Origin of the sequence: Terrimonas pollutisoli (genome assembly GCF_029360765.1) — a bacterium.
Taxonomy (GTDB): domain Bacteria; phylum Bacteroidota; class Bacteroidia; order Chitinophagales; family Chitinophagaceae; genus Terrimonas_B; species Terrimonas_B pollutisoli.
This window is the reverse complement of the sequence record NZ_JARKNA010000002.1, coordinates 56,803-77,122: the sequence shown is the minus strand read 5'-3', so window position 1 is coordinate 77,122 and position 20,320 is coordinate 56,803. Positions and strand designations below refer to the sequence as shown.

Below are 20,320 nucleotides of genomic sequence, written 5' to 3'. Positions count from 1 at the left end.
AAAGCGATTATGTTGATTGAAAGAACATCCAAAGAAATAATCATCCGTTTGCCTGCTTCTGTGGACACGATGGGGCTGCAACGGCTTGTGGACTACCTTACCTATAGAGAAGCGACTGCCAATTCAAAGGCGACTCAGGAGCAGGTTGACAAACTTGCAAGTGAGGTAAAAAAAGGCTGGTGGAAACAGAACCGTAAACGTTTCATCAAATGAAGAAAATAATTGTTGACACCAACATTATTTTCTCTTGCCTGCTTAATTCACAGGGGACAATTGGCGACCTGATTTTTTCTTCCGACAACGTCTTTGACTTTTACAGCAACCAGTACATGCGTTTTGAAATACGCAAGCATTGGAATAAGCTCAAAAGAATTTCTAAGCTCACTGACGGGCAGTTAGAAACCTCTTACGACAAAATGCTTACGAAGCTCACGTTTATTAATGAGGAACTCATCTCACAAAACATTTGGGAAAAAGCCGAAGCCCTGGTCACAGACATAGATGCAGATGACACAGATTTTGTAGCGTTGACAAAATATTTGAATGGAAGCTTATGGACAGGAGACAAACCCTTTTATGATGGACTGAAATCAAAACGTTTCAGAACTGTTTACAACACGCAGGACATGATTAAACTCCGTAATCGGCTAACAAGATAATAAACGGCGTGTAATCCAATAAGCAGGGAGTTTTTTACGCCTCTGTTAGCACCTCTCTCCAACAACACGAACTAAATAAATTTTCATACCTCATTAATTCAGCTTGGATCAGTTGCCAGCGAAATGGTCCGGATCTTCAGTAAACCCGGACCCGTAAACTGTCAATGACTACTTTTGCAATGGCTTTTACAAAACTTTTCTTTAAACATTTTCGGATTGAAATCACTTGTATGAAAAATTTTTGCTGCTGTCTCTTATTCCTATTAACTATCCTACATTCCCAATCTCAAACAATCCCTCCTTACAAACAAGCCAACCTCCCCATAGAAGAACGGGTAAAAGATCTATTGCAACGCATGACGCCGGAAGAAAAATTCTGGCAACTGTTTATGATCCCCGGTGACTTGGGCAATGATCCATCCAAATACAAAAACGGCATCTTTGGTTTCCAGGTCAATACCGTACAGCAACAACAGGGCGCTGCTGCGCAGTTGCTCAATTATAAAGCCGGGCAATCGGCCAAACAAACCCTGGCGAAGATCAATGGCATACAAAAATATTTTGTAGAACAAACCCGGCTCGGCATCCCCATCATTGCCTTTGATGAAGCCCTGCATGGGTTAGTAAGGGATGAAGCCACGGCTTTTCCACAAGCCATTGCACTAGCCGCTACCTGGGATACTTTGCTGATGAGTAAATGTGCGGCTGCTATTGCTAATGAAACCAAAGCAAGAGGCATTCGTCATATTCTTTCACCGGTAGTGAACCTGGCGACAGATGTTCGCTGGGGAAGAGTGGAAGAAACCTATGGTGAAGATCCGGTGCTGAGTGCTGCCATGGGCGTAGCCTTTGTAAAAGCATTTGAACAAAGAGGCATTGTTACCAATCCCAAACATTTTGCCGTGAACCATGGGGAAGGCGGAAGAGACAGCTATCCCATACACTTCAATGAAAGATTGCTTGAAGAAACGTATTTCGTTCCCTTCAAAGCGGTGGTACAAAAAGGCGGCGCCCGGAGCATCATGACGGCCTATAACTCACTGGACGGTTCACCCTGTACGGCCAATGATTGGTTGCTGAATAAAAAACTCCGGCATGATTGGGGATTCAAAGGATTCGTATTGTCTGATGCAGGAGCCACCGGTGGCGCCAACGTATTACATTTTACGGCCGCTGATTATGCAGAAGCCGGCAAGAAATCCGTTGAGAATGGGTTGGATGTAATGTTTCAAACGGCTTATGAACATCATACCTTGTTTGATAAACATTTCCTGGATAAAACCATGGACCCCGCTGTTATCGACAGTGCGGTAGCAAGAGTGTTGCGGGTAAAATTTGAATTAGGTTTATTTGAAAAACCTTATGCCAGTGAAACCGAAGGTGGGCAATCGACGTCGGCACAACATCGTGAACTGGCGAAAGAAGCGGCTATACGTTCCGTAGTGTTACTAAAGAATACCCGCCTGCCGGGGCAGGAAAACCAGCTATTGCCTTTAAAAAAATCATTAAAGAAAATAGCCGTGATCGGTATCGATGCTGTAGAAGCAAGACTGGGCGGCTATAGCGGACCGGGTAATAATAAAATATCCATCCTTGCAGGCATCAAAGAAAAAACAAAAGGAACGGCGCAGGTTGGCTATGCAGCAGGGCCCGGAAGAGAACACAAAACATGGACCTTCGTTCCCTCCAGCGCTTTATCCACTATCAAAGACGGGAAAAAAGTGGCGGGATTGCAGGGAGAATATTTTAACAATGTAACGCTGACGGGTGAGCCCGTTCTCACAAGAGTGGATGAAGCCATCCGGTTTCAATGGACACTGTTTTCACCTGATCCCGAAAAGATCAACTATGATTTTTTTGCGGCACGATGGACAGGAAAAATTCAATCACCGGTTACCGGCACGTATAAAATAGGTATCGATGGAAATGATGGCTATCGCTTATTCATCAATAATAAAATCATTATTGACAATTGGAAAAAACAATCCTACTCTACCAAACTGGCTAACTATTATTTTGAAAAAGGAAAAGAATATGATATCCGCATTGAATACTACGAACCCGCCGGCAACGCCTGGCTGCGTTTGATCTGGAATGTGGGTGTAAAAGACAGCAGTGAACAAAAAATACAGGCAGCGGTACAATTGGCAAAGAACAGTGATGTGGCCATTGTGGTGGCAGGCATTGACGAAGGCGAATTTAATGACCGGGCTTCGCTGGCCCTGCCCGGTTTACAGGAAGAGCTGATACAGCGTGTGGCCGCTACGGGTAAGCCCGTGGTGGTTTTATTAGTAGGTGGCAGCGCTATCACCATGACCAACTGGCTGGATAAAGTAAACAGTGTAGTGGATGTATGGTACCCCGGTGATGCCGGTGGCGCAGCCATAGCCGATCTTTTATTTGGCGACCGGTCTCCCTCCGGCAAACTGCCCATCAGCTTCCCGGTAGCAGAAGCACAGTTGCCGTTGGTGTATAATCATAAGCCTACCGGCCGCGGTGATGATTATACCAACCTCACCGGCCAGCCCTTATTTCCGTTTGGATTTGGATTGAGCTATACAACCTTTGATTATACTGCCCTGCAATTAGATAAGCCCATCATGAAAGCCAGGGAAAATCTTAGTCTGCGATTTAAAATAAAAAACACGGGCAACTACAAAGGCGATGAAGTGGTGCAGTTATACCTGCGGGATGAGCTGGCTTCTGTAGCAAGACCCATCAAAGAGTTAAAAGCTTTTCAGCGGGTGAACCTGCAGCCGGGTGAAGAAAAAGAAATACAATTTATCATTACTCCCGACATGCTGACGATGCTGGATGTAAATATGAAAGAAGTGATTGAGCCCGGCAAATTCCGGATTATGATCGGGAGTTCGAGTATGGATATACGGTTGAGAGAAATGTTTGAAGTGAAAGAATAAACCCTAAAAACACTTACAAACAATAAGACAATGCCACCCTGATTGTATTTGAGCTACTCAGCCGCAGTAGCACATTTTTCGCTAATGTACCTATTAAGAATAGGTTGGAAAATTGTTTACTATTGGAAGTAGCGTATTTTAGCGGAAATACAATCGTTGTAGGCTATGCCAAACGAAATTTCATCATGAAACAAATTTTGATTTTATTATCGTTCTTTCCATTCTCGGTTGCATATTCTCAAAGACAGCCACCTGGACTAATTTATAGTTGTGAGAAAAAAATTAATGGAATAACCCAGTATGATATATTTAATTCATCTGGACAGAAAATCTTAAACCATGGCGTAAAATGGGCTTATTCAAATGCTTGGACTTGGCTATTTGTTATTGATAGTAAAAGCAAGTTGACAACCATTTATAGTTATGAAGGAAAAGAAATGGGAATTGACTCTATTGAATCAAGTCAATCAACTTATACAAATCTTAATAGAGTTGGATTGAAACGTAACGGGAAATGGGGATTTTATGATAAGCAAGGCAAAATAAGAATTCCTCATATCTATGACGACATAAGCCATTTTAAAAATAATATGGCTGCTGTGAAAATTGATAAAGACATATTCATGGTTGACACTAATGGTGTAAAAACAGATTTTCCATATAATCCATCAGACAACAAATATTCTTTTGACGACGTAGGCATTACAATTGGAATGGGAGGCGACTTTTATTATAAAGACTTTAAGAAAATAACTGAGAATAGTAAAGTGGGACTTTTGGATGTAGTTAATAATAAAATTATTATCCCTGTTGAGTATGACAAACTAGTTGACATTAAAGACAAGTTCAAATTAATTACAGGCGGAAAAAATGGAAAATATGGCCTGCTGTCATTTGGCGGAAAAATAATTATTCCATTTGAATACGAAAGAGTTTTTGTACTTAATGATTACTTCTAGACAGAAGCACAAGCCCTACAACAGCGAGGTTTTGCGTCAGCGGGGCGACGAATAAGTGCTCATCTTTTTTCAATCGGCTTCTGTTCCGGCTAACGTAACACAGAATATCAGCACAGCAGAAAGCCCTGACGTTGGCTGTAATTTTACTTGAACACATACAAACCCAATGAATGAAATTTTTCAAGCACTTAACAAGGAGGCAGTTTTTACGAACGAAATGTTGGCTTCTGGTGCGACTCAAATAAGAAAAGCTAACTACGCAGACAAAGGATTTTACTTCCAAGCCTTTACAGCTTTATCAACTGGCTTAGAAAGAATTGGAAAGTTGTGCTTAATGTTGGATTATTACATTAAGCATAATGGTACTTTTCCAAACCTTGATGCGCTAAAACGGGATATAGGTCATGACATAAGGTTATTATACTTTAAATCAAAAGAGATAATCGTAAATAGAACGCTAAGTTTTATTTATTTAGACAACCTCGATAATCCTGTGCATCAGAATATTATTGACATCCTTTCCAATTTTGCAAAAGGTGATAGATATTCAAATATAAATTTACTTACTACTCAAACAAGGAATATCGATCCTATTTCAGAATGGAGCGAAAGAATAGATATGGTATTATTTAAGCAAAACGTTTCTTCAAGAAAAAGAGACGAGATTGAAAGAAATGCGCAAATTGCCCAACAATTACTTGGCTCGTTTGCTCATATTATACATACGAGTGAAAGAAATAAACCCATCAATTCAATTCAAAATGCAAGCTTTTTGACTGGAATGAATAATGCGGTTCGTGGCTTAAGGCAATTTTATGTAGCACAAATCATTAGATATTGGGTTGAACTATTGGAAGCGTTGCAATATCAAGCTATGGCATTGGGAAAACAGGAAATTCCCTATATGGGAGAATCTTTTGTTGTTTTTTTGAATAGTGACAAATATCTAAAATCACGAAAAGACTTTGTACGCATCAGGTAAAAACTATAGCCAAAACAACCGAGGCTTCGTCGGGTGCGCAGCACCAACGATGAAGCCTCGGTTGTACGGAACCTTTGATAGTTTTCTCCTGTGTTGGTGTTCCCAAACTGTAAACCGCCTTTGTTGTGTGTTGCGCCAGGCTTTTGTGCAAGGTCAATCACCAACAAAGCTGGTATAGGACACTAATCCCTTCCTCATTTTCCGTCCTTCCGAGGTCTTCTCTTCTTCAAACTAAGTAAGCGGTCCCGTCGGGGCTTGGCCCGGCCAACCCCGGCGAAAAAATTGTTTTGGGTATTTTCATAGTGTATATTAGCGTAAATACACACGGTTGTGTGCTACTTTAACGGACGATACCAATCACCAGCGTCAGAAAAGTTTACAAGAAGACAACTAATAAAAAAGAGTGAACTCACTTTGACACCGTTTGCGTTCTCTTTTTCCATCAACGGCCTTGATAAACTATAATCATATGCCTGACAATAATAACTTTGAAATAATAATAATTGGCGGAAGTTATTCAGGACTTTCGGCAGCAATGAGTTTGGGACGAGCATTAAGAAACGTCTTAATTATTGATAGCGAAAAGCCCCGCAATAAACAAACACCATACTCGCATAATTTCTTAACACAAGACGGCAAGACACCAAAGCAAATTGCGACATTGGCAAAGGAGCAGGTTAGTCAGTACAAAACCGTAAAATTTCACAGTGGGTTAGCAGTAAAAGGAGTAAAAACAGAGAAAGGATTTGAAATCAAAACCCAGGCGGGTGACTTATTTTACTCTAGGAAACTAATACTCGCCACAGGACTAAGCGATATAATTCCTGATATAAAAGGCTTTTCAGAATGTTGGGGAATTTCCGTAATTCATTGTCCATATTGTCACGGCTACGAAGTAAAATATGAAAAGACAGGAATCCTGGGCAATGGAGATTATGGCTTTGAATTTTCAAGGTTGGTTAACAATTGGACAAAAGACTTAACTCTTTACACAAATGGAAAATCAACGCTAACAAAGGATCAGACTGAGAAATTGAGAAAACACAAAATCCCAATTGTTGAAAAAGAAATTGATGGTTTTGAGCATATTAACGGGCAAATTCAAAACATAGTTTTTACAGACAATTCTAAAACTTCTATAACAGCAATATATGCAAGACCAGAACTCATACAACACTCTGAAATTCCTGCACAACTAGGGTGTGAGCTGACAGAGAAGGGTGCTGTAAAAGTGGATGCGTCCCACAAGACAACCATATACGGAGTTTTTGCCTGTGGCGACAATTCCAATCCGTCAAGAGACATCGCTCTTGCTGTATCAGCAGGTATGGTCGCAGGAGCAGCGTGCAACAGCGAAATAATACAAGAAGAATTCTAAACTGTAATAGTTAGTACTTGATCTGACAGTTTTGGATTTGGCTCGTGCTGTGCTATCAGGTTTTCGGATAATTGAGAGTTGATGACCGCAATTCGGGTACCCGACTCAATATAGCCCACAAATGCGGAACGAAATTCGGGATCAGATTTAAGTCCCACCTCGTCGGCAATTATAGTGGTTTTATTTCAGGAATAAGGATTTTGATTCAGATGTATCCAATATAATCCCAATTCGGCTACGGCTTGGGTAAATGCTTCATAATTGACAGGCTTAACGATATAGCTATTTACTCCCAGTTTATAGCTTTCAATAACATCTTCTTCTTCCTTCGAAGAAGTGAGAACGACGATAGGAATCATTTTTGTCCGTTCATCGGCCTTTAATTGTCTGAGTATTTCCAGACCTCCAACTTTAGGCAACTTAAGATCAAGAAGAATAAGCTTAGGATTTAGTGAATTCAACCTATCTGAATATGCACCGTTGCAAAAAATGAAATCAAGGGCGTCCGCACCATCGTCAATATGCTTCAGCCGATCAATAAGGTTGTGTTTTTTCAGGGCTCTGATAGTCAGTTCAGCTTCATGAAGATTATCTTCTATTAAAAGAATTTCAACATGATTATGTTCTGCCATATTATTTATTTAATTGTTTTGATATTTGTTTGAATTAACAGGTAAGCTAAAGTAGAAAGTTGACCCTTTATCCACTTCTGCTTCCGCCCACACCCTGCCTCCATGACGGGTGATTATTCTATGCATCAACGCAAGTCCCACTCCTGTTCCTTCAAATTCTGTCATTTTGTGTAATCTCTGAAATACGCCAAATAATTTATCTGCGTATTTCATATTAAATCCCACCCCGTTGTCTTTTATACTATATATGATTTCATTCGCAGTTTTAAATGAATCTATTTCAATTTTCGGATGATCTCTTGTCCCGGAATATTTAATGGCATTGGAAATAAGGTTGACCCAGACCTGACGTATTAGACTGCTGTCACAAAGTGCGGGTTCAAGACTCCCGACCTGTATCATTAAGTTGTTTGCTTTTGGAATATCCTGTTCTGCAATAACTGATTCTACCAATTTGGCCATATTGATGTGAAGAAAATTTAATTCTTTTCTTCCTTGCCGGGAAAGATTGAGCAGGTCATCAATCAACTGACCCATCCTGCGGGCATTCTCTGTGACAATTCCAAGTAACCTGTTCCCCTCTTCATCCAGTTTATTGCCGTAATCACTTACAATTATCCCTGTATATCCATCGATGATACGAAGCGGCGCTCTGAGATCATGAGAAACGGAATACGAAAACGCTTCTAATTCCTTGTTAGCTGTTTCTAACTGAGTCGTTCGTTCCATTACTTTTTGTTCCAGTCCTTCATTCAGCTTTTGTATTTCTAACTGGGCTTTTTTCCGGTCGTTTATTTCACGAAAGAATGCAAGTATACGTTCCTGCCCGGTTATGTTAGCTTTTTTTAAGTTTACTTCGAACCAGTTAAATGATCCATCTTTCTTTTTGCCCAGCCATTCAAAAAATTGTTGTTGTCCGGTTGCAGCTTTTTGAATATAACCCAAAGCTTTTTCAAGATTATAATCCGGGTGACTAGTAATAAAATCGTTAGGGTCACTGGTTAGCAGCTCTTCTTTTGTATAGCCGGTCACTTCAACTGCTCGTTGGTTTACTTCAATAACTTTTCCTGTATCCATTTCATGGACATAAATGGCATCTGTTGCGTTTTCAAATATTTCACGGTAGTTCGCTTCGGCCCGAAGAATCGCCTCTTCTGCCTTTTTCCGTTCGGTAATGTCAGTAGAAATGCCAAAAATGGCGTAAGGGTTGCCCATATTATCCCGCAGGATGCTTTTCACCGAGATATATGTATGCAGGCCATCGTCATGCGGCGCCATTTCTTCCTCTGTCAAGGCATGATCAGCCGCAGCTACACGCACATCCACACGTCGAAATGAATCAGCCTCCTCTTTCGAGAAAAAATCATAATCTGTTTTACCCAGAATATTTTCCTGATTAAGATGAAACAATTCGGAAAAACGACGATTCACCATCAAATACTGACCTTGCAGATTCTTAACATAAATAACCGCCGTCGAATTATCAATAATGGCCGACAGTAGTTGCTGGCTTTCTTGCAATGCCTGCTCCGCCTGTTTGCGTTCAGTGATATCTGCTCTTATGGCGATATACTGATAAGGCTTACCATCTTCATTCAGGAAAGGAACTATTGTCGTATCTACCCAGTAAATAGTGCCGTCCTTCGCCTTATTTTTTAATTCCCCTTTCCATATTTTTCCATTGGCAATGGCTACCCATATACTTCGAATAAATTCCTTTGAATGATAACCGGAATTAATTATACGGTGATCTTGTCCAATGAGTTCATTAACGTTGTATTTAGAAATCTTACAGAAGTTTTCGTTGGCATATTTGATGATTCCTTTTTGATCAGTAATTGCAACAATGGACGACTCATCGAGCGCATATTTATAATCTGAAATTTCTTTGAAACTTTTACGAAGGCTTTCTTCAGCTTCTTTGTTTTCCGTTACATCCTGCAATATTAGAACAACTTCCAGTATGTCATCGTCAGCATTTTTTAAAGGATACAATGTCATTTGCGCCCATCTTTTTCTGCCGGTCCGGCCAATTAGGGCAGGGTCGTATAAATAAGGTTCTGAAATTGCAACTTCTCCTGCAAATGCTCTTTCTACATATTTTGAAAGCCCAGAGCCTATTAATTGAGGATCTTTGCGAATGTTATATTCTTCTATCTGCTCTCTTTTTTCCTGCCACATTATTTCCCATGCTTTATTTGCATTGATATAGCATCCATCGGGAGTGTAGGTAACTACGGGATAAGGAAACTGTTCGATGATGGAGCGAAAACGATTTTCACTTATCATTAATTTATCTTCGGCTTCTTTACGCCCGGTAACATCCCGATAAGTAATAACGATTCCATTCAAACCTGGTACATCAAAAAATCCCGCCATCGCTGCTTCTATCCAGCGCCATGAACCGTTCTTATGTTGTACGTGGACATTGATCGTGAAAGGTTCCCCGGGATTGTCAACTATTTTTTGTAACACCCGGCGAAGAGAATGACCTTCCTCAGGCGGCACCATATCGAAAATATTGAGCTTCATATATTCCTGTGGGGTATAGCCCAGCATACGTTCGATTCCCTCTGAAACAAAAATACGATTCCCCTCAAGGTCACTCACGATGATGGCTTCACTACTGTTTTCAATAAGTGCCCGAAAGCGTTTTTCATTTTGTATTACTTCTTTTGTTTTCTCTTCTACCCGTTTTTCCAGTTCCAGGTTCAGTTGCTTGATTGTATCTTCCGTCCTTTTGCGTTCGGTAATGTCGTTAAAGAGAATTGCGACTTGCAGGTTCTTCGGTTCTCCGAAACGAAATGCGTAAACATCATACCACCGGTGCAATTGTTCAGCACGATTCTCAAATCGAATTGGTTCGCCTGTCAACGCAATCTTTCCATAGATTTCAAACCAATGTTCTTCGTGGCTGGGGGCAAATTCACGCATACGCTTGCCGACAGCATCACGGAGCCCGGTTTGCTTTTCAAAAGATGGATTTATCACCAAAAAACGGTAGTCAACCGGTTTTTTCTGCTCATCGAAAATCATCTCAATAATGCAAAACCCTTCATCCATCGAATTGAAAAGCATGCTAAGTTTTTCTTCGCTCTCCTTGATTTTTTCTTCAGCTTTTTTCTGTGCGGTAATATCTCTTCCTTCTCCAACAATATAATCAACACTGCCGGTTGTCTTAAATATGGGAATTAAGCTGAAATTTATAGTAAGTACCTGACCAAAAACAAAAATGTTTTCATCATAATTAATGGCTGTACCTGAACTGGCTTTTTTAAATGCATCACGCACCCGTGAATGAACTTCGGGGTCGAATGTCCACCAATGTCCCTCTGTGAAATTAATCTTCAGCAATTCTTCCATGGATAACCCCGATGCCTGCAATGCAATTTTATTTATCATCAGAATTCTTCCATCTGTAGATAATTTTACACTAAGCGTTGACATGCTGTCTATAAAGTCCTGGATGTCCTGTTTCTGTTTTTGAATTTGTATTTCCGCTCTTTTTTTTTCTGTTATATCACGGACAAATCCAATGAACAGATATTTTCCATCGACAAGAGTAGGAGAAATACTCAGTGACACATCAAATTCAATATTTTTTTTATTGATAGCATGCATTTCTATTGATTTGCCCAGCACCGGCCCTTCGCCTGTTTTTAGGAAATGCTGCAGACCTGCTTTATGTGCCTCACGGTAGCGCAGAGGGATAATGGTTTCACTGAGAAGTTTACCTATCACTTCATCTGCGTTCCAGCCAAAAAGAGTTTCAGCTTTGTGATTCCATCTACCAATAAGGCCATCCTGGTCAATCACAATCACTGCATCGGGAGCGGCATTGAAAATAGTTTGTATCTGCTCTTCGCTTTCACGGCTTTGCTGTTCGGCCTTTTTTCGTTGCTCTATTTCCGCTTCCAGTTCATTTTGTGTTTTTAATGAAAAGACAGAGGGGAGAACCCTGACGACGTAAAAAACCGTGATCCAGCTAACAACCCCGGTAATTAAACGTACCAGGGCATTAAGACGATAAGCAGGAATCCAAAACGCTACAGCATCTAAAAAATGTGTAGCTCCGCAGGCCAGGATAAATGCAGCGAATAAAAAATACAATCGCACAAACCGTATTCCCTGCTTTTTTGAAATGTACCTGATAATCACAATTGGGATGGTGAAATAGGCTGTCCATATTAATAGGTCACTGATAATATAAAGCCATCCGTGAAATTCAGTCCAGCGACCACAATGCCACCGTGGTGGCCAGTCGCCGCTATCGAAAAGCCTTTTAAAAAACTCTATTATCTGTCTCATATATTTTACTTGATTAAAGTCAGGTCTGAAAATATGGCAAAACACGGGGTCGGATTCAAACAATGGTAAGAATGTATGCGGGTGGCAACCGTATAAAGCAAAAAATTCAAACCGATTTAATAAAAGCCATTCCTCACCATGTATATAAGAAATACTGTTTCTCCATACGGAGTTTTCTGATAAGTAGTGCTACGAATCAAGCCACTGTCAATAAGAAGGGACTACCTTAACCTTAGTGGAGTAAAATCTATTTAAAAACAAATGCTGTGATAAAGATCGTAAAATCGGTGGAATTGAGGCGTTTACTTAATAATTGAGTTATAAGTATTTACTATTAGTTTAAAATTAAACCAGATTGCACATCTTCAATTTTTTTACCAAAGTTTCCTCTATTCGATGGGATTCCTGGTTAAAAATCAATAACCATTAAACCATATTCGATGAAAATGCTAAAAGGTTGTACCTGGAAAGTAATACTATTCTTAAGCCTGCCATCAATCTTTATTACAAATTAGGCTTTAAAAAAATTGCAGGCCGGGCTACTCCCTATGAACGTTCAAATATTCAAATGGAACTTGAATTATAACACGTAAACTTTAGACTTTAAAGAATATGAGAAATATAATAAAAAAGGAAGAAGCTACTCCCAAACAATTTTTAGGAGTTGATTTTGTCGTTCTTTCCATTGGAGAAAATTCAATGGTAACAAAGATGTTGTATAAGATAACAGATTTTGTTGCCTTTGTTGGTCTTCCCCAAAAACAACAAACCGAACGCCACCGGTGTTGGTGTTTAGCCTTCGTTGGTGTTCCCAAACTGTAAACCGCCTTTGTTGTGTGTTTCGCCGGGCTTTGTGCGAGGCCAATCACCAACAAAGCTGGTATAGGACATTAATCTTTACTTGCTACTTCAATCGCCGTATACCATGCGTGGTGTATATTTATGTAGCCAATTTAGCTGATAGTTCCTGTTTGAAGTATGTCTTTTATTTTATTCCTTTAAGGGTGCAATAAAGTTATTGCGAGGAAATGTTGGCGGTATCAACATCACTCTACTTCAATTGATAAATCAACGAAATCATTTTTTGCTTTTCATCGACGAAGGCTTTTCAATTGTTGCCAGTATCTCTTCAACATATTGCCGCCCGTAACACAGCAAAATGCCGGAATTTTCGTCAAATGATAATTTGTCCCCCTTATATTCTACATTTTTCGTTTCGGAGAAATAGCCGGATACAACACCAATAGTGCACATCTTTTTTAGGTTGCTGTCATACGCCACTACGGGCCCTCCCGAAAAGCCAACGTTATTATGCCCGTCCAAAACGAGCACCTCGACACGGTTGTACTTCACCACGCCCGATACAATCGCCTTCTTTACTAACGGAAATTTTATTCCCAGGGCCTCTGTTCCCATATTGGTCAGGGGAAATCCATAAAAGAAAACGGGCATACCGAAACCCACAAGCGTAGTATCCAGTGAAATGCCATGACCTTGTGATACGTTCTCTAATAATTTGATAGACTGCGTTACCTTCTCTGACAATTTGAAAACGGCGATATCAATATCTTTGTTGGCATGGAAATAAACTGTAGCATCGAAAGGTTTCAATTCATTTTGAATAAGCATCCTGACAAGAACTGTATCGCCAGACTTATGAGATGATTTGAAAAGATGTGCTGCAGTGACAAAGTATTGTTGCCCGTCTTTATTGACCAGGAAGCAGGTTGCACCCGCTAATGTGTCGCCCTGGAAGTTGAAGGTACTGGCCATTGTTTCAACCGTCGCCTTGAGTTCCTGGTGATCTTGGGAAAAAGAGCTAGCTGGTAAAGCAAAGAATGATAGTATGTATAACAGGCGTCTCATACAAAAATGAATTTACGCATTTCCCCTTGCTATTTAACCGTAAAAGAAAACAGAAGCAGGAGAACACAATCTTTAATCCTTTACAGATGATACATTCCGGATTTGACTTTCGGAATTTATCAAGCCCATTCAAAGCAACAGGTATAGTATTTTTTATAAAGGAAGATACACGAAAGCTGCTGACCTGGATTCAACAGTTCTATATGCCGCAGGAGCCATCTATAGTACTGCGGGAGATTTATATAAATGGATTAAAGCAATACCAGACCAGCAGATACTGACTCCCGGTTCATGGGAACAGGCATTTACTCCAAATAAAGGTAATTATGGTTTTGGCTGGGCAATAGATTCGCTTTATGGCAAAAGATACATAACACACAGCGGCGCTATCACTAATTTCACAAGCCTGGTTCTTTATTTCCCGGATGAAAATATCAGTATTATTTTATTTCCGTCCTTCCAGGGTCTCCCTCTCTTCGAACTAAGTGAATGGTCCCGCCGGGGTTTGGCCCAAGCCAACCCCGGCGAATAAGGATACTTCGTACTTTTAATAATGGCCATTCGATGGAAGCATGATGATACCACCACAATGTATTTCTGCACCTTTACCTGTTATAACTGGCTGCCGCTAATAGACAAGTCAAACGGATATGATGCAGTATATAAATGGTTTGCCCATTTAAAGGAACAAGGATATGGCACGGTAGCGTATGTAATCATGCCAAACCATGTGCATACGATACTCTATTTCCCAAATGCCGGATTTGACCTGAACAAAATTATCGGAAACGCCAAACGGTTTATCGCTTATGAAATAATAACGAGGCTAACACATTTAAACGAGTTAACCATCTTACAGTACCTGTCCGATGGTGTAACGGAAAGAGAAAAGAAGAAAGGACAATTGCATAAAGTATTTACGGATTCCTTTGATGCCAAAGGCATTTACAATCAAAAGTTTTTTAACCAGAAACTAAACTACATACATCACAACCCCGTCAGTGGCAAATGGAAGCTGGTTAACGATTACACAGCATATGAGCATAGCAGTGCTTCTTTTTATGAGACAGGCATAGTAAAAAACTTTGAGCCTTTTGATTATAGAGTGTTGTAGAGGCCTATACACCGGGGTTGGCTTGGGCCAAACCCCGGTGAGACCGTTTCTTTATTATTGAAGAAAGAAAATACAAGAAGTATACTTTCCTTTCTTTTATTTCTACATGGTCCATTCAATACGGCAGTCAGCGCCTGCCAAAGTAAGTTTCTTTTTATCGGCAACTAAAGAGGTTCTTACTAATGTTAAATACTTCGTCCTTTGACGATCCTCACCCCGCCTTAATTCTTTTTTCGCCTGTGTCAGTGTTCCCAACCTGTAAACCGCCTTTGTTGTGTGTTGCGCCAGGCCTTGTGCGAGGCCAATCACCAACAAAGCTGGTATAGGACACTAATACCGACGAGACATTAGAATCATATTATTGGTGGTTCACAATGTCTGTCGGTATTATACCATAGCTATAAGATTAAATTACTGTCTAAATGGTATAATCTTTACTTGTTACAGCAATCAATGTAATAAACGGAGAATGGCCTCCTCATTTCGGTTGTTGGTGTCCTGCATTCACACACCCATGCCAAACACGCAACAACGGCCGCCTGCTTTCCCGAAGGACCCGCAAAAGGAAACTTATGCACTAAATTTAAATTGACGAGAGGTATTCTGCTAAATAAAAACGGCAGCCAATCGGGCAGGCCGTGAGAGTTTCATCCAAAGTATTTTTTTCGTCAAAATTTCTCACCCTAACTAAAACCACATTTTTTGCTTATGTTTGAATGGCAGCATTTCCCTTAATGGAAATTTGTAATCGCCGGTCTTTCCTCATTCCGCATACCTTCTGATTCTATTTGCCGCAGCATCCCTTGCCAATGATAATGATAGCTTGCCTTGTACATTTTTCATCGTTTAAAAGTTTTAGGTATGAACCGGATCAAACAACTGGACAGTATCAGGGCTATTGCCATTCTGCTCGTGATGATGCACCACACACCATTGGGCCTCGTTACTGATTTTCTTTCGATGTACCCGTTGGGTGCAAATGTCTTTTTTGTACTGAGCGGATTTTTAATAACCGGCATCCTGCTTCGGGCGCAGAAGAATATAGCTTCCGGCGCCAGTAAGTTTACTGTATTCCGCAATTTTATCCTGAGCAGGGCCTTTCGCATTTTCCCATTGTATTTTCTAACGTTGCTTTTCCTGCTGCTGACCGGCAGCGGCGATAAAAGCAGCTTTATTTATTTGTTTACGTTTACATCCAATTTTTATTTTTATTCCATCGGGGAATGGGATCATGCAACGGCACATTTGTGGTCCATATCGGTGCAGGAGCAGTTCTATTTTCTCTGGCCCTGGGTTATATTGCTCTGCAGCCGTCGCTACCTGCCGCATGTTTTTAGCCTGTTTATTGTTGCCGGCATTGTCAGTCATTTTTTTACAGGCTTCTCTGAGTTTGGCACTATTCTTACCACGGATTGTTTCGATTCTCTTGGTATGGGTGCGCTGCTGGCATGGATAGTTAATGACCGTCCGCTGATGCTGGAAAAGGCTTATCGCTTTATAAGAGCTGCCGGTATTGCCAGTATCATTATTTTGCTGCTCTTTATTGTTACGGGCATACCGTTTGTATTGAAGCGTACATTGGTTTCGGTACTGGCAGCCTGGCTGATAGCTGCCGTGATGTACAGGGACAAACTGGGAACAGCGAATCGAATGCTCCTGCTGAATAGCAAGGCACTGTCGTTTGTCGGCAAAATAAGTTTCGGACTTTATTTATTTCATCCCCTGGTTCCAGTCTATACAAAAGAGCCGCTCGATTGGTTGATCAACAGCCGGCTGCCTGCTTCACTGGATTCTTATCGGGTCTTTTTCCTGGTAGCAGAAAACCTGGTGATACTTATTTTGGTAGCCTGGCTGCTATGGCGATTTATAGAAAAGCCGTTTATGAGCCTGAAGAAATACCTGCCAGTCAAAAAAGAGGAACTGGCACTGCAGCCAGCCCCCATACAGGCGTCGTAAATTTCTTTTACAGGTCAGCATTACAATGCAACGAGTATCCCGTGTTAAGAAAGAAAAACCGTAGTTATGAATGGCAATAGAATTTCCGGGTGCATTCCGAATTTCGTTTTTCCATGGATTAGTTTCTTCGGATATTTGTACACGTAACCCGTATCCAGCAGCAACATTTCTACTAACTACACAAACGTAGTTTATGAAAAATATCTTCACAACGTTTCGGGCACCGGCACTTATCAGCTTCTTTCTTGTGCTCCCATTCATAACCCTGGAACTGATCAACCGGCGGGAGTTCAACGAAGATTTTCCCTTTCCGTTGTTTATACTGTTATGGCTTTTGCCGGTACTATTCATCTTCACCCTGCTGCCTGTAGTGCGGAAGATTAGCTTAGGAAATAAACCCAGGCTAACGCTTAGTCTTTTTGCAAGGATTGTCATATTGACCTTGCTTGCCTGGTTTTGGGTCAGCGTTATCCTTGATCAAATGCCTTGTTTTTTAGGTGATCGTTATTGCGATTGAAGGAGACAACTTCGATGCGGCATTTCTTCCTCCCGGCATCCTTTTCTGTCCGAACAACGTAAGTGTTGTGCCGTAGTTTGACCAAAGCCGACCCCGACGAACAGGGAAAGACCTGAACATAAGCCCCCGGTCCTTTTCTGCAATGCTGACAGAGGAATATGTCCTCACCCCACCTTAATTCTTTTTGAAAACTGGTCTATCTTCTTTTCATCATCCCCGTATAATAATAGTTTTTTATCCGCCGAGTATAAAAACATCCCGGGATATTTCTGTGGTTTGAACTTACTGATAAAATCATAGCGGGTATCCTGGAGCAACACCACATGTTTTTGATTGACCAGGTTCTTTCCATACTTGCTCATAAATTCATTGATCCTTGCCGGATTCGCCATCGACACCAGGTAAACCGCCGCTTTCTTAAATTCCTGGTGATGCTGGTTGATGTATTGCATAGCATGCTGGCAATGGTCGCAATCAGTGTCCACAAAAACAAAGAAAGACATTTTACCCGCCGTCAAATTAGTTGGGCTGAACACCGCACCATCCAGCGTCGTAAATTGGAAGGCCGGAATGCTTTTACTGGGTTCCTGTGTCCAACTCGTAATGGAACAACCGATCACTATTAATAAGCTCAATATATTTTTCATGTTATTTCCAGATTGATTTTAATGGCACATATTTCAGTTCTTTCACAAGCAGGCCATCGCTTTGAATTTGAATTCTTGTGTAGGGTGCGTTGGGAAAAAATATATCCGTCATCACGGTGAGACCCTTATCGGCAAACAATTCGACAGAGGCATTGTCCAATAACAGCGTGAGATCCGTTTTATCACCGGCCGCTATTCGTGGCGCCACATGTTTGGCGGCAAATCCTTTTTCAAAAGAAATAATACCCGATTGTGTACGATCTATAAAATAGTTGTTGGCCGCCTTGTCATAACCTACTATCAATTTTTCACCAGCCTCATTGGAAAATTGAATGCTGTATGATTTAATAGCATCCGAGGTCAGCGATAACTCATAAGGCCCGTTGGGTTTACCTGTTTTAGCAACCAGGTCATAATTAGTGGCAGCAATATTCTGCAACACCACAGGGCTGGTTTGTATCACTTCCAGTTCTTTCACGGGACGGGAGCTGACAAAATATTTGTCACCGATCTTTTCCAACTGTAAATCACGGGCAATGGTAGCCGCACCGCGCCATGTTTGCGTGGGAACGATATTGGCATATTGCCAGTTGTTCATCCAGCCAATAAAAATTTTTCTATCGCCGGTATTCGACCAGGTGATGCCGGCATAATTATCCGTACCGTAATCGATCCAACGTGTATCAGTTTGAAAAGGCGTAAACGTGCTGCCATCAAAGCGGCCCGTGAAATACTGCGTAGCAGATCCTCCATTGGGCCCACCGGGGTTAATGCTCACCAGCAATACCCAAATTTTTTCTCCATTATAATCAAGTGCAAACAAATCAGGACATTCCCATACACCACCATGTGCACCAAACTCTTTTCCAAACTCACTTTCCTTTGTCCAGTTTTTTAAATCTTTGGATGAATAAAAGGTGATATGATCAAGTGTAGCCAGTGTCATGATCCATTTTTTTCCTTCTTCGTACCAGCTCACCTTAGGGTCGCGGAAATCACGGATACCTGGATTTTTTACAACAGGATTGCCGGCATATTTGGTCCAGGTTTGTCCTTCATCCAAACTATAAGCGATACTTTGGTTTTGAAAAACAATGCTGCCATTCTTTTCACCTTTCGGATCATGATGGGTGAAAATGGCGATCATCGGGGGCTTGCCATTTTTACCAAAACCAGACGTGTTGTTGACATCCATAACGGCACTTCCAGAAAAAATATAGCCCAAACTATCAGGATATAAAGCTATCGGCTGTTGCTGCCAATGAACGAGATCCTTACTCGTAGCATGTGCCCAGTGCATGGGTCCCCATATTGTGCTGTCGGGATAATGCTGGTAAAACAAATGATACACTCCATTATGATACACCATGCCATTGGGATCATTCATCCATTTTGATTTTGGCGAAAAATGAATTTGTGGCCGGTGTTGTTCCTGGTATTCGCTGTAGGGTACATTTTTTACAGCGCTGCAGGAAGCAAGTACGAAACTGAGAGCAGTGTATTTCAGAAATGATTTCATCCCGGTTATGCTTATAGGATTAAAAGATAAAATTTTCATGATTCTTTTGTTTAACTCAACTACAGTTATACATATATCCATCTAAAGACCGCAATATCTAAACACCGGATGTTGATTGATTCACATTTCGAAGTGCCGGCTGTCCAGGGCTTTATTTTATTTTTTTCTTGCGGCAACACCACTAAACCTTAGTAGAAAAATGATTCATAAACCGCCGACCTTATTACATTATTCTAATTTAACCTCTCCAGGACTGTGCAAATTGCAAGCCTTTTTTCCCGACCAATAAGGTAATAAGGTCCATTCATTCAAGTAACTTTTTTTCTACTAAGGTTTAGGTGATGCAAATCGATGTTGCTTTTAAAAAGCTGCTTAATATAAATACCTAAAGCCAATATCTTTTCCGACATCTTAAAGATTGCTTAGTTGCTATGTTGATTGATTCCTATTTTGAAATGCAGGTTGTCAAAAGCTTATTTTAATTTTTCTTACTCAAGACCACCACTAAACCTTAGTAGAAAAATGATTAATAAATTACCAACCTTAGTACATTATTTTTATCCGATTTCTCAAAAACTGCGCAAAATTGCCAACCTCTTTCTTTGACCAATAAGGTAATAAGGTCCATTCATTCAAGTAACTTTTTTTCTACTAAGGTTTAGGTGATGCAAATCGATGTTGCTTTTAAAAGCTGCTTAATCTAACTACCTAAAGCCAATATCTTTTCCGGTATCTCAAAGATTGCTTAGTTGCTATGTTGATTGATTCCTATTTTGAAATGCAGGTTGTCAAAAGCTTATTTTAATTTTTCTTACTCAACACCACCACTAAACCTTAGTAGAAAAATGATTAATAAATTACCAAC

The 20,320-nt window shown here is 40.6% G+C and carries 17 protein-coding genes; 11 read left to right on the top strand and 6 right to left on the bottom strand.

Features of this window, described 5'->3' with window-relative positions; genetic code table 11:
- Positions 1-9 precede the first annotated feature (9 nt).
- From P2W73_RS04410 to P2W73_RS04385, 6 genes are all read left to right on the top strand, one after another.
- A complete protein-coding gene (locus tag P2W73_RS04410) occupies positions 10-213 on the top strand; it encodes a hypothetical protein (RefSeq protein WP_276500781.1) in 204 nt (67 codons plus the stop codon).
- Positions 210-659: a PIN domain-containing protein gene (locus P2W73_RS04405; RefSeq protein WP_276500780.1), complete on the top strand. Its 450-nt coding sequence runs from the start codon at positions 210-212 to the stop codon at positions 657-659. The genes P2W73_RS04410 and P2W73_RS04405 overlap by 4 nt, the downstream gene beginning before the upstream one ends.
- A gap of 230 nt (positions 660-889) precedes the next feature.
- Positions 890-3,577, top strand: coding sequence for a glycoside hydrolase family 3 protein (locus P2W73_RS04400; protein ID WP_276500779.1), 2,688 nt, complete (start codon positions 890-892; stop codon positions 3,575-3,577).
- 122 nt (positions 3,578-3,699) lie between these two features.
- Positions 3,700-4,536 carry a WG repeat-containing protein gene (locus P2W73_RS04395; RefSeq protein WP_276500778.1) on the top strand — a complete coding sequence of 279 codons (837 nt, stop codon included), beginning with the start codon at positions 3,700-3,702 and terminating at the stop codon, positions 4,534-4,536.
- Between the two features lie 166 nt (positions 4,537-4,702).
- The gene (locus tag P2W73_RS04390) at positions 4,703-5,518 is read left to right on the top strand and encodes a hypothetical protein (protein WP_276500777.1); all 816 of its coding nucleotides are present in this window, start codon (positions 4,703-4,705) and stop codon (positions 5,516-5,518) included.
- 469 nt (positions 5,519-5,987) lie between these two features.
- Positions 5,988-6,896 carry an NAD(P)/FAD-dependent oxidoreductase gene (locus P2W73_RS04385; protein WP_276500776.1) on the top strand — a complete coding sequence of 303 codons (909 nt, stop codon included), beginning with the start codon at positions 5,988-5,990 and terminating at the stop codon, positions 6,894-6,896.
- Positions 6,897-7,081: 185 nt separating this feature from the next.
- On the opposite strand, the gene P2W73_RS04380 is transcribed toward P2W73_RS04385, so the two are convergent.
- Together P2W73_RS04380 and P2W73_RS04375 are read right to left on the bottom strand one after the other, a co-directional pair.
- Positions 7,082-7,528 carry a response regulator gene (locus tag P2W73_RS04380; protein WP_276500775.1) on the bottom strand — a complete coding sequence of 149 codons (447 nt, stop codon included), beginning with the start codon at positions 7,526-7,528 and terminating at the stop codon, positions 7,082-7,084.
- 9 nt (positions 7,529-7,537) lie between these two features.
- Complete coding sequence (locus P2W73_RS04375) at positions 7,538-11,836, bottom strand: PAS domain S-box protein (RefSeq protein WP_276500774.1); 4,299 nt, start codon at positions 11,834-11,836, stop codon at positions 7,538-7,540.
- Between the two features lie 612 nt (positions 11,837-12,448).
- Between P2W73_RS04375 and P2W73_RS04370 the strand changes: the two genes are divergently transcribed.
- Positions 12,449-12,658 (top strand): hypothetical protein, encoded by a 210-nt coding sequence (locus P2W73_RS04370; RefSeq protein WP_276500773.1) that lies wholly within the window; start codon positions 12,449-12,451, stop codon positions 12,656-12,658.
- A gap of 255 nt (positions 12,659-12,913) precedes the next feature.
- Here P2W73_RS04370 and P2W73_RS04365 read toward each other — a convergent pair whose 3' ends face one another.
- On the bottom strand, positions 12,914-13,702 hold the full coding sequence (locus tag P2W73_RS04365) for a S1 family peptidase (RefSeq protein WP_276500772.1): 789 nt from the start codon (positions 13,700-13,702) through the stop codon (positions 12,914-12,916).
- Positions 13,703-13,820: 118 nt separating this feature from the next.
- Here P2W73_RS04365 and P2W73_RS26460 point away from each other — a divergent pair, with 118 nt between their 5' ends.
- Together P2W73_RS26460 and P2W73_RS04360 are read left to right on the top strand one after the other, a co-directional pair.
- Positions 13,821-14,234 (top strand): serine hydrolase, encoded by a 414-nt coding sequence (locus tag P2W73_RS26460; RefSeq protein WP_369127514.1) that lies wholly within the window; start codon positions 13,821-13,823, stop codon positions 14,232-14,234.
- Between the two features lie 21 nt (positions 14,235-14,255).
- Positions 14,256-14,816: a transposase gene (locus P2W73_RS04360; protein WP_276500771.1), complete on the top strand. Its 561-nt coding sequence runs from the start codon at positions 14,256-14,258 to the stop codon at positions 14,814-14,816.
- A gap of 102 nt (positions 14,817-14,918) precedes the next feature.
- On the opposite strand, the gene P2W73_RS04355 is transcribed toward P2W73_RS04360, so the two are convergent.
- Entirely contained in the window at positions 14,919-15,128 is a 210-nt protein-coding gene (locus P2W73_RS04355) for a hypothetical protein (RefSeq protein ID WP_276500770.1), read from the bottom strand.
- Positions 15,129-15,677: 549 nt separating this feature from the next.
- Between P2W73_RS04355 and P2W73_RS04350 the strand changes: the two genes are divergently transcribed.
- The gene (locus P2W73_RS04350; RefSeq protein ID WP_276500769.1) at positions 15,678-16,772 is read left to right on the top strand and encodes an acyltransferase family protein; all 1,095 of its coding nucleotides are present in this window, start codon (positions 15,678-15,680) and stop codon (positions 16,770-16,772) included.
- Between the two features lie 193 nt (positions 16,773-16,965).
- A complete protein-coding gene (locus tag P2W73_RS04345) occupies positions 16,966-17,289 on the top strand; it encodes a hypothetical protein (protein WP_276500768.1) in 324 nt (107 codons plus the stop codon).
- A 164-nt stretch (positions 17,290-17,453) separates the two neighbouring features.
- Here the strand turns inward: P2W73_RS04345 and P2W73_RS04340 are convergent, their stop codons facing one another.
- Together P2W73_RS04340 and P2W73_RS04335 are read right to left on the bottom strand one after the other, a co-directional pair.
- Positions 17,454-17,936: a TlpA family protein disulfide reductase gene (locus P2W73_RS04340; protein WP_276500767.1), complete on the bottom strand. Its 483-nt coding sequence runs from the start codon at positions 17,934-17,936 to the stop codon at positions 17,454-17,456.
- 1 nt (position 17,937) lies between these two features.
- Positions 17,938-19,494, bottom strand: coding sequence for a glycoside hydrolase family 32 protein (locus P2W73_RS04335; RefSeq protein WP_276500766.1), 1,557 nt, complete (start codon positions 19,492-19,494; stop codon positions 17,938-17,940).
- Between the last annotated feature and the right edge of the window lie 826 nt (positions 19,495-20,320).